We start from the raw sequence: 11,415 nt of genomic DNA on the forward strand, positions 1-11,415 counted from the left end.
GGCGCGCCCGGCCTGATGACTGTGGTGGTGCTCGATAACGCCTCGATTCATCACAACATCGATCAGCAAACCATCGACCGCTGGTTTCTCGACCATCGGATGGTGCTCTTCTATCTGCCGCCGTACAGTCCCGAGCTGAACTTGATCGAAATCGTCTGGAAACACGCCAAGTATCACTGGCGGCGCTTCGTCACCTGGACGAAGGAAACCATCGATACAGAGATCGCCAAGCTGCTCGGCGGCTATGGCTCGGAATTTGAAATCCGTTTTTCCTGAACACTTATGTCGGACTACACTAAGGTTAGTCGGATCGTCATTTTTGTGCCCATTTTAAAATGCCGCGCTCTTTATTAGGTATCGTCGTATATTCTATGTTGTTTTTCTCCCGAGGCATACCTGCGGAGACATTAGCTAGCATTGGTAACGAAGAGATGAACGCTATGATGCGTCAGGTTCACATCGACTATCGTTCAATTGCACGAACCGGTTCTGATGGTAACCTGCAATTAACTGTTGATCCGAAGCAGTCGTTCAAGATTCTCAAAAATAAAATATCCAATCAATATACTATAGCAATTACTTACGTACCAAAGAACTCTAAAATTGAAGATATTGAAAGTCAATGTGAAATAGCTATGTACTCGGCGCAACGTCGCTTTGTGTCAACGATTTTGAGTGTGGGTTTGTCCAGCTATGGAATCTGCGAAGGTTTTGACGCAATAGGATTTGTTCGCGACTAGAAAGATACTATTACCGGGATCGGTGTGATGGTTGATATGGCATACGGTCCGAGCGCAACAGAACGCAAGACACCGTTTTTTATTAAATGGGGAAAAAGCTCTTCGACACCAGCGTTGGATGAAGACGTATCTCGAAAATTGCAAAATACGAAGGACCTAGATTCATTATATGGAATTCAGAAAGCACTAAGATAACAAGTTTTGGGCGGTCTGCTTGCGTCAACCCGTTCTGACCAGTCACACGAGTTGATCGCGTGTCGATTTGCGCAAGGTGGTTTCAAGTTTCCGGAATGTGTGCGGAATACTAAATTATTATTAATAATTTCTTATTTGTCGGTGTCGTCTGTCCGTGCCGCTCCAATAATTTTGGTCGAGTTTGATAGTCCTTACGTATTCGCGGAGATAGCAGACGATAAAGTCAACGGCTACTATGGAATGAGCTTACCGAAGATTGGTGAAAGGCCGTCCCTCGCATGTGAATTTTTTATTACATCGGATTTGTCGAAATTGCATGAGTGCAGTCCCGTTCATTAGTCCAAAAAGATAAGTGGACTCTCCAGATGGAGCAGGTTCCAGATAGATGCTCAAGCGCGGCCGGTGGTGGATTTATAAAAAGATCTGCGGTACCAAATATCGTTACAAAGCGGACGCCGATCGTTGGGATTTTGGTTGTTAAGAAAATGGCACCTTTTTTTGATTTGAAAGGCAAATTTTTTGTCAAAAGAAAGGGATTTCTAGTACCGGGCAATGTCGTAGTAGCTTACCTGCAGCAAAATAATTTCTAATTTTGTGAGGTATTTGAATGCTGCAACCTCGATAGTGACTGAGGGCTGGGTCCAGGCACAAAACCTAAGTGATCCGTTCCCGAGGTGATTTGCGATGATGTTCGTTGTAAATACAGGATCCAGAACGTCATTATCTACAACGAATTTCGCTAGTGATTGTTGAGGCGGCAGTTTTCGATATTGCATTTAGTTTGGACGGAAAATTTTTGGTCGTTGATCATAAGTTTGGAACATTGATAATCGACATACGCAAAAACAAAAGCTATCTGGCCGATTCCAAATCACTAAAGGTAATAAAGTGTGGATAAAAGGAATTTCATACGAAATTGTGCTTTAATTATTGAAAACCATCGTTCTTTATCTTAGAGAAGCAACAACAGTTTTTCTTGACAAGAAGGCTAAACCGAAAGTGGAGGCCAGCGAATAATCCTAGCTGTACAAATAAGTGTTCAATAAACAAATCGCGTGTAGCCATTGATAACAATGTAGTTAACGACAGCTTAGAAAATGATCGACCTCATCCGCTTCGGTGACGACACCGACCACAACGGCAAAGTAATCAGCGCGTCAACAACAATGTTCTACGAGAGCCGTGCTGTCGCTCGCAAGGGTGACAAAGTCTCGTGCCCGAAACACGATATCGAACCGAATTTGATCATCGACGGCGACGAATCCATGATGGACAACGGCGTTCCAGTCGCTCGTCATGGTTACCGCGCAATGTGTGGTTGCCGGCTGATTTCCAGTCTCATCTAGAGCCCGATCATGCCGGTCGAATTGCCAGAAATCACAGCAGGCCAACGACGCCCATCGCCCCCGAAGGCGATCGTTTGGCTCGGTGTCTTCGTCATTGTCATGCTGGCGAATATCGTATGGATCCTCGTGACATGGCCGAAGGACGAACCGACTATGTCGGTTTGGTTCTGGATGCGGTTGCTGGTGTTTCCGGCTATCGGCTGGTCCGTGGCGTTTGGCCTGCGGCTCTTTTACTACGAAGAGGAAATGACCCGGCTCGCGGCCAAGAAGGAAACACGCGAGAGGGACCGGGCAGAAGCCACTGAATTTGCGCAAGAGCCGCTAGCGGTGCTGGGTCTGTCATTTCTCACGGCAATGAATGCTGGCGGCGACGGTGTGGCATCGGCCATTGCGCAAAAGAAACGCGCACTCGAATCGTGTATGCCGCGTTCCGGCGAAGATGCTGTGCGCCATACAGCGTTGGCGCTGAACGACGACGAAGGGACACTGGAGCGGTACCTGTCTTTATTCCTACAGTTAACCGGCCAGATCAAGGAAACTCTCGACACCCTTCCCGCCGACGTTCCATTCTCTATACGCCTGCAGGTTCCGGAAGACCCCGAGCGAGCGCACGTGTTGAAAACATGGGAGACCTGTTGGCAGCAGTGCGGTTATCGCGATGCGCCAACGTCCTTATTGGACCCCCAGCAGGGTTTGATGGCGCTTGATGGGTGGTTGGACGTCAAGGGAGGCACGACGCTGGAGAAGTTTACGTTGTATGTCGCGGCGCAACTACATGACGAGCCGCCCGAGAACAGCGCGGAAGCAGGTGTCGCTCTGTTGCTCGGATGGGCGCCCCTCGCGGAGCGGCGAGGCCTGAAGCCGATTGCTTTGCTGCACCGGCCGGTTCAGTCCGAGACCACCGATTTCCGGACGTCGCTACCGAAGGCGCTACTGTGGGGGCGAACTTCCAGCATGCGGGTGAGCGATGTATGGCAAGCGGGTTTGACTGGCGGAGATAAGTCCGCATTCCTAAAGGATTCTGCTGACCTTGGATTGAAAGCTTCGAAAACGGAAGACTTTGCGGGCATTCAAGATATCGACCGCGCACTCGGGAATCCCGGTGCGGCGGCTGCGTGGTTATCCGTTGTGCTCGCGATTGAGCGTGCGTGGCGGACGACGGAACCACAACTCGTTCTCGCCCGAGAGACCAACCTTCGGCTGGCGGTGGTGCAACCGATTGCAGACGAGCATGACATGGAAGTTATCAATGAAGGTACGTAAGTTTTTTGGCTATTGGATTGTTGTCGGTTCTGTCACCATCGGGACGGCGGTCTTCGCTTATTTCAACGGTTCAACAATCAATGCTTTGCCCTTGACCCGGGTCCTCGGCGTGCTGCTTATTGGGGCGGTTTTTTTGCTTGCGAGAGGGGGGCTGACGGCGGCGTGGCGATACGTAGCGAGCCGCTCTCCCCGCCGCGACGCAGGCAAGTACGAGCGTGATCCGGCTGCGAGAGTAGGCGCGACAAAGCCAGCGGAAATTGACCTTCTTTCGCAGCGAGTCAGCCGTTTCAAGCTGTCGATGCAACAGGCGTATGGCTGGCAATGGCGTTACCAGCAACCTTGGCTACTTGTCACGGGCGATCAGGCAACGGCGGAAACCCTTTCCCCTGGTTTAAGCACGACGGGGTGGGCGGTTGCAGCAGAGGTAGTCCTGTTCTATGCTGGCACGGCCGATCAGTCAGATGAGAAATGGCTGACAGGGATTCGCGGCATTCGGCCCCGCAGACCGGTCGACGCAACGATTGAAATCGTGCGCCTGAGCGATGAAGATAAAGAACCTTTTGACGGCGACGCACTTGCATATCGTCTTTTTTCCCAGAGCCGCAGTTTGGGCTGGGCTGCGCCTGCGTATCTGCTGAACGTTGTCGATGTCGATGGTGCGGCATCGCAAAGCACCGATGCTGTCGCCTGTACTTGGTCGAGTCGGACGGCCGCCGCCGAGCAATTAGTTTTTGCGTTCACGACCTTGTCAAGAGAGCTCGCGGATGCGGGCACGCAGCAGCTCGGGCAGAATCTGGCCGATCGCTGCCGCGCAAGGCTATCGCAGCATATCGAGACGCACGGTGTGGCGCTGTCCGCTCTTGTGTCGAAACTGAACCGCGCACGCTCATGGAAAACATCAGTGGTCGGCGTGTTCTTCACTCCCCTGTTTAAACAGCGGCCCGCCGACGCCACTAACGTACCCCATGCTCCGTCTGCACTCGCGCAACCAACCTGGCACGCCATCGCTGCCCACAGCCGGACCGTGCATGGCCGCCGCGTTGGTTTTTCGTTCTCACGCGTCGCGGCATGGAGCGCAATCGCGCTCGCGGCTGTTTGGATCACAGGCACGCTGGTATCCGTAGCCGCCAATCGCACCGCAATCCAAACCGTTTCCACGACGATCGCAAAACTCGCGGCACCGCGCGATGCAACCCAAGCCACGCTAAACCTCGACACACTGCAAAAGCAAATCGTCGCGCTCGAAGCACGCCAGCGCGACGGTGCCCAGTGGTACACCCGCTTCGGACTGAACCACGACGCCTCATTGTTAAGCGCCGCGTGGCCAGCCTACGAAGCCGCAAACAATCGCATCCTGATACAGCCCTTGCGTATCAAGCTGGAAGCCGATCTACGACAACTCGGCTCACTCACGGATCAGGAACTCGCGAGTGGTGGCGACGCGCAGGTTAAAGGCGCCTACGGCACGCTCAAGTCATACCTGATGTTAGCCGAGCCTAAGCGCGCTGATTCGGGCTTCCTGATCTCTCAATTGATGGCCACGGATCAACCCGTGCGTCCTGAACAATCATCGGTCAACCCGGGCAACTGGCGCGACCTGACGCAGCGTCTCGTGACGTTCCATGCGAACCATTTGCCCCAACGCCCGTCACTCGCCATCACACCCGACACAACGTTGATCGCCACAGCCCGTCAGACGCTCGTAAGCGTGATGGGTCTGCAAAATTCCACCGACACCGTCTACCAACAGATCCTCGACGAAACCCGCGTCAAGTACCCGCCCGTGTCATTGCAGTTGCTCCTTGGCGACACCAGCAGCCGCGGCGTATTCGCAACCAGCGAAACCGTACCCGGCGTCTACACGCGCCAAGCGTGGGACGAGCGCATTGGAAAAGCTATCGATGACGCGGACGAACAACGCACAGTCACTGGCGACTGGGTGCTCTCCGATACACCAACAACAAGCGCAACCGCATCCACTGCATCTCTCAAGGAGCAACTGCGCCAACGGTACTTCGCCGACTACGCTCGTGCCTGGCAGCAGTTCCTGAACAGCGTCCACTGGCAGGCGGATACGTCGTTATCCGGCACCGTCGATCAACTGAGTCTTTATGCCGATCCACAACGCTCGCCGCTGGCGGCATTGTTCAAGGTGATCGTGTATCAGGCCAGCACGGGTTCTGTGGGGCAATCGCTATCGGACACGCTCGTGAGCAAAGCCCGATTGCTCGTGAGTGGTGGCGACAAGGATAAAGACCCGTCTAACGCCACCAGCGAACCCGAAGCGCCGCTCGCATCGGCTTTCGGTCCGCTGCTGCGCGTGGCGGGCAGTGATCTGGCGACCGCCAATCCGGCTAAGGCCGCTGGTACTCAAACTGCCAACGCATCCGATATCAGCCTGCCGCGGTATCTCGTACGCGTCACGGGAGTACGCCTCAAGCTCCAGCAGATCATGATGAGCCCGGATCCCGACGCCATGTCGCGCACAGCGGCACAGGCAATCCTGCAGGGAAAGACATCGGATATCGGTGACAGCCGTGACTACGCGAGCCGTGTCTCCGCGAGCCTTGGCGAACAATGGTCGGGCTTTGGCAACGCAGTCTTTCAGCGTCCGCTCGATCAAACCTGGGATGTCGTCCTTCAACCGGCTACCGCGAGTCTGAACGAAACGTGGCGTACGGCCATAGTCACCGCCTGGACCAAATCGTTCGGCGGCCGCTATCCGTTTGCGGACTCGGACAGCGATGCATCGTTGCCTGAAATGGCGCGCTTCCTTCGCGTGGACGGTGGCGTGATCTCGCAATTTGTATCGACGCAACTTGGCGGCATCATCGAGCGCGAGGGTGATCAGTGGGTGGTTATGCAAGCTACCGGACGCAACACGCTCAGAGTCGATCCCGAGTTCGTAAGTGCATTGAATCGGCTCACTCGCGTATCGAACGTCTTGTTCCCAACTGGCGATGCCAACCTGCGCTACGAACTACGCGCTATCCCGACACCCGGAATCACGGACGTAAAAATTGCGCTTTCGGGGCGTGATTTGCACTACTTCAACCAGCGCGAAGAGTGGACCTCGTTCGTCTGGCCGGGCGAGGCACTGGAGAACGGCACGCGCATCGAGTGGCAGACCGAGCAGGCGGGTCCGCGCGTGGCATTCGACTTCGCAGGACGTTTTGGGCTGATTCGCTTGCTCGAAAAGGCAACTGTGTCGCAGCAAGACGGTGCCCGCTACTTATTGCGCTGGCCGTTGGGCAAGGAGGCGGAAGGCGTCGTGCCCGAAGCAATGGTTGCGCCGCAGGTGCAGGTCGCGAAGGCTAGCTCACCCGAGCCGTCGAAGCGCCCAGTGTCGCGAGAGAACGACGACTGGGCCACTCGAACCAAGACAAGCGTCACCGCGCCGGACGCAGCCTGGAAACCGGACGAAAGCAAGGTTAGCCAACCATCTCCGCAGCCGCTCGGACCCGTGAAACCGCGTTTTTTGCAGGTGCAATTGCGCAGCGAAGTGGGAGCAGGTCCGCTCGATGTCTTGAAGCTTCGCCATTTCGCATTGCCGACGCGGATTTTTCTCCGCAGCGACGCGGGTGGCCGTCCGGTCGCCACTGGATCAAATCCGCCGCCTTTGCCGGTGACGGCGATAGAAGCGGCGAAACGCGCTTCAACGCCGCTCCCTCGCGGCGCCTCGCCGGACATCGAATGAACCTCTTTCGCTGATCCTCGCAAATCACTGCAGACCCTCAGTGACCGCGGATGGCCACTGCGCCGCAGCCGCAACTGAACATAAGGACCCCAAATGGAAGATGCCATCCTGCGGTATTACGAAGCCGAGATGCGGTATCTGGGCGAGGCCGCGAAGGAGTTTGCCGATGCCCACCCGGATCGTGCTCGCATGCTGAATCTTGATCGCGTCGGCGATAGGGATCCGTACGTCGAGCGGCTGTTCGAGGGCTTTGCGTTTCTCACCGGCCGGCTGCGCCAGAAGCTGGATGACGAACTGCCCGAGCTGACCGAAGGGCTGGTCAGTCTGCTGTGGCCGCACTATCTGCGCATGATTCCGTCACTCTCCATTCTCGAGATGACGCCCGCGCCTGAAACGCTGCAGAAGACCGAGCGTGTCCCCGCTGGCCTCGCGGTGCGCTCAGGCAAGGTGGGAACGAGCGGCGTGCAATGCTTGTACCGCACAACTCAAGCGGTGACGCTAATGCCAATCCGGCTGACCGAAGCGAAACCATCGGTGCGGCACGACGCCCGCTCCGTCATCCGCTTCAAGTTCGAAATCGACCGGTCCGCACGGCGTGAAGCACTCGATCTGTCGCGCATTCGCCTCTATCTCAATGCCGATTTGCCGGTTGCCTTCGCGTTGCATCTCGCGCTCACGCGTCAGGTGCAGTCAGTTTCGTTGCGGATACCAGAAGTGCACGACGGTGCAGTAACGCCGCTAAAAACTGCTCGGATCGAAGCGGCAGGATTCTCGGCAGAGGAGCGCCTGTGGCCGAAGGCGGATATCGCGTTTTCAGGTTATCAACTCCTGCTGGAATATTTCACGTTCCGCGAGAAGTTCCTGTTTGTCGACTTGTGCGGTCTGAGCATGGACGCGTTACCGGCGGACGCCTGGAGTTTCGAGGTAGAGGTGTTGCTCAAGGAAAGCTATCCGGCCGATCTGCGATTCACGGCCGCCAACGTACGGCTGTTCTGCACGCCAATCATCAATCTGTTCGAACTCGATGCCGAGCCGGTGCGGATCGATCATCACGAAACCGAGTATCGCGTGAAGCCAATGCATCACCACGGTGACTTCGTGGAAACGTATTCGGTGGAAGCGGTGGAGGCGTTCGATCACGATACCGCCGAGCGTTTCGAATACGTCCCCTTTTCGACGTTTCGGCATCGGGGTGGCATGCTCCGTCATGAGGCGCCGGAGCGTTACTTTCATACGCGCGTCAGGCAAGGCGTGAAGGGTTTGTTCGACACATGGATCATTCTCGGCGGTCACGCGTGGGAATCGATACCGGATCTGCCTGAGGAGACGTTGTCGCTGCGCGTGACGGGTACCAACGGCATGCTGCCGCGCAAGGGCTTGCGCGAAGTGAGTATCAACGAACTGCTCGCGAGTGCACCAAACGTCGGGCGAGTCCGCAATCTTACGTCGCCCACCCTGCCGGTTTATCCGCCGGTGAATGACCGCTTCCAATGGCGCGTGCTGTCTCATCTCGCGCCGAACTTCCTTTCGTTGATGGACGCAGAAGTCTTGCGTGGGGCGCTGGCGTTGTACGACTGGACAGGGGACGAACTGAACCGTCGTCGGCTCGCCGGCATTCAGCATGTGTCGCAGAAATTGCTACGCAAGGTGATAGGCGGTGGCATTGAGCGCGGCGTGCTGATCGAGGTCACGCTTGATAGCCATGCTTTTGCAGGATCAGGCGACGTGTACCTTTTCGGTGAGCTATTGCACCGGTTCTTTACGCTATATGCCGAGATCAATCTCTTCACTCAATTGGCGATTGTCAGCTTGCCTTCCGGCAAGCGCATTGAATGGGCGGCAAGTCATGCGGAGCGCTCACCGCTATGAACACATCCGACATGCATGATGCAATGACGCCGCTTGTACGGGCTCTCCTCGCGCGTGCGCCGCAGATGAATTTCTTTCAGCTATGCCAACTGCTCGAACGTCTGATGCCGCACGGCATGGGACTTGGGGCCCGTGACACGCCGGCCGGCGAAACGGTGCGGTTCCGGCCGTATCCCAAGGTGGGTTTTCCGGGCACTGAACTCGCCGGCGTGGAGTTTGACCAGGAACGGCCGGACCGGCCACCCACGATCCGGACCACCTTCCTAGGGCTATACGGCGTGAATGCGGTGATGCCACCGCATCTGATCGACGACATCGTGCTGAGGCGGGAAGGGCACGAGGAAGTCATGTCCTTTCTCGACCTCTTTAACCATCGGATTGCGACGCTCTTTTATCGCACTTGGCGCAAGTATCGGTATCCATCGGGATTTGAACGAGGTGATGACGCTACGTCGCGTGCGCTGTTGTGCCTCGCGGGCTTCGGCCTCGGCGACAAGGCAGTCAGCGCGGGTTTGTCTGGTGCACGCGTGCTTGGATTGCTCGGTCTCTTGACCCAGCGCACGCGAACGGTGGAGGGGTTGGCTGGCGTGGTTGCGCTAGCGCTGCCCGGGGCTGGCGTAAAGGTTGATGAGCGCTTTCCCGTTTGGGTGAGACTTCACGATCAACCAGGACTACGCTCGGGCGGTTCATTGGGCATGCGCGAAGCCGCTGGACAAGGCCTTGGTCAAGGACATGTTCTGGGAAGGCGTGTCAAGAATCGCGGCGAGGCGGTCAGGCTTACGTTGCGCCCCTCAACAGCAGAACAGGCGCACGATCTCCTGCCCGACGCGCCGCTTTATCAAGAGTTGATCAGCGTGTTGCGTGTGTACGTGGGTAACAAGGCGGACGTCGTGCTGCGGATGGAAGTATCCGCTGCCGTCGTGCCGGTACTAAAGCTGGGGCCTGCACACGCTGACTCACTCGGCAAAGGCCATCAAGGTCGCCTTGCCTGGACCACGTTATTGAAACCGGCCAATGACCGCGTCATCACCATCCCGTTGGGTCGATACGAAGCGATCCCGACAGAAAATGCCACGCGTCCGGCACCCGTTGGTCAAGCCGCATGAACCAGGAGTCTGCATGCACGTTATTTCCACTGTAACAGCCATTGCGGCGAGCCTGAGCCTATGCGCATGCGGCGCATGGCAAGGCGTTTCTGACACGTCGTCCAGTGCGTATCAAGCCGTGTTTCACAAGCAGGTCAAGATACTGAATGTCGATCTGAACGCGCGTGCTTCGCTGAACCCTGACGAGGCTAATCGCCCGGTGTCCGTAGCCATTCGCGTTTATCAGCTAAAGGATCGTAAATCGTTTGATGCAGCGTCTTACAACGACCTGTTGAAAAACGAGCGGGCCGTTTTGAGCGCGGACCTGCAAGACATGGCGGGAGTGGTTGTCAACCCCGGCAGTGCGGCGAGCCTGTCGCAGCCGATGCGGCCAGACACGGAATTCATAGCGATTGTGGGTTTCTTCCGCGACCCGAAGAACGATCAGGATTGGCGCCGAGTGGTGGCGAAAAAATCGTTATCGGCGAGTAAGCCGCTTAAATTCGATTTGGTCGGGCAGGAACTGGTGGCTGCCAATTGAAGTTCCGCGGGAGCAACCCGCGCGATGCCCCCTCACGTGCCTCCCGTTGATCAAGATAGCGGTCGGCCGCCTGCCGATTTTGTGAAGCGTGCCGGTCAGCGGTTCCCAGGTATCTGGCCAGAACTAGAATCCAACGCGCACGCTGCGGTGGTTGCCGCCTATTCCCGTGAATGTGGAACGCATCGAAGATCTGGTTTCGACGCTCAGGTCGGTTACAGGAGTTGGCACGCCTGGGTAGTCCTATAGAAAAACAGCCGTTTCGCAACATTGCGGAAACGGCTGTTTCGGCTAGCGCAAGTCCAGAATCAAATCACATACAAATCAACGTATTCATTGACCGGCATTGCTTCGAGCGTTGCCTGATCCAGCGATACCGCGAGGATCGCCTCTTGCTGCTTGGCTGGGAAACGCCGTGCGAGGTTAACCTTGAACTTCTCGACCAGGAGCGGGATGCCGTCCTCGCGACGGCGTTTGTGTCCAATCGGATATTCGACGACGATTTCCTCGAATTTCGAGCCGTCATTAAACTCGACGGTGAGCGCATTGGCGATCGAACGCTTCTCCGGATCGTGATAGTCCTTCGTGAAGTGCGGGTCTTCCACGCATTCCATCTTCGCGCGCAAGGTGTCGATGCGCGGATCCTTCGCGATGCCGTCTTCGTAATCCGAAGCGGTCAGGC

Annotated in this window: 9 protein-coding genes and 1 pseudogene; 9 read left to right on the forward strand and 1 reads right to left on the reverse strand. The window is 56.3% G+C overall.

From position 1 onward, the window contains the following. The 9 genes from BSU04_RS41220 to tssJ all read left to right on the forward strand — a co-directional run. Positions 1-276 (forward strand): transposase (locus tag BSU04_RS41220; RefSeq protein WP_089159950.1); only part of this gene is annotated, 276 nt, incomplete at its 5' end. A 95-nt stretch (positions 277-371) separates the two neighbouring features. Next, positions 372-740 (forward strand): hypothetical protein, encoded by a 369-nt coding sequence (locus BSU04_RS46070; RefSeq protein ID WP_144021511.1) that lies wholly within the window; start codon positions 372-374, stop codon positions 738-740. A 560-nt stretch (positions 741-1,300) separates the two neighbouring features. Then, positions 1,301-1,525, forward strand: a complete 225-nt coding sequence (locus BSU04_RS46075; protein WP_144021512.1) for a hypothetical protein — start codon at positions 1,301-1,303, stop codon at positions 1,523-1,525. A 507-nt stretch (positions 1,526-2,032) separates the two neighbouring features. Next, positions 2,033-2,281 carry a PAAR domain-containing protein gene (locus BSU04_RS41225; RefSeq protein ID WP_089165963.1) on the forward strand — a complete coding sequence of 83 codons (249 nt, stop codon included), beginning with the start codon at positions 2,033-2,035 and terminating at the stop codon, positions 2,279-2,281. A 9-nt stretch (positions 2,282-2,290) separates the two neighbouring features. Continuing rightward, complete coding sequence (locus BSU04_RS41230; RefSeq protein WP_089165964.1) at positions 2,291-3,544, forward strand: hypothetical protein; 1,254 nt, start codon at positions 2,291-2,293, stop codon at positions 3,542-3,544. Then, positions 3,531-7,241, forward strand: a complete 3,711-nt coding sequence (locus tag BSU04_RS41235) for an ImcF-related family protein (protein ID WP_179258613.1) — start codon at positions 3,531-3,533, stop codon at positions 7,239-7,241. Before BSU04_RS41230 ends, BSU04_RS41235 begins: the two co-directional genes overlap by 14 nt. Positions 7,242-7,334: 93 nt before the next feature. Continuing rightward, positions 7,335-9,110: a type VI secretion system baseplate subunit TssF gene (tssF, locus tag BSU04_RS41240; protein WP_089165966.1), complete on the forward strand. Its 1,776-nt coding sequence runs from the start codon at positions 7,335-7,337 to the stop codon at positions 9,108-9,110. Next, positions 9,107-10,216 carry a type VI secretion system baseplate subunit TssG gene (tssG, locus tag BSU04_RS41245; RefSeq protein ID WP_089165967.1) on the forward strand — a complete coding sequence of 370 codons (1,110 nt, stop codon included), beginning with the start codon at positions 9,107-9,109 and terminating at the stop codon, positions 10,214-10,216. The genes tssF and tssG overlap by 4 nt, the downstream gene beginning before the upstream one ends. A 13-nt stretch (positions 10,217-10,229) precedes the next feature. Beyond that, a complete protein-coding gene (gene tssJ, locus BSU04_RS41250) occupies positions 10,230-10,736 on the forward strand; it encodes a type VI secretion system lipoprotein TssJ (RefSeq protein WP_089165968.1) in 507 nt (168 codons plus the stop codon). A gap of 305 nt (positions 10,737-11,041) precedes the next feature. Here the strand turns inward: tssJ and BSU04_RS41255 are convergent. Next, positions 11,042-11,415, reverse strand: a pseudogene (locus BSU04_RS41255) (MmgE/PrpD family protein); the annotation flags it as partial.

It is taken from the genome of Caballeronia sordidicola (assembly GCF_002220365.1).
Taxonomy (GTDB): Bacteria; Pseudomonadota; Gammaproteobacteria; order Burkholderiales; family Burkholderiaceae; genus Caballeronia; species Caballeronia sordidicola_C.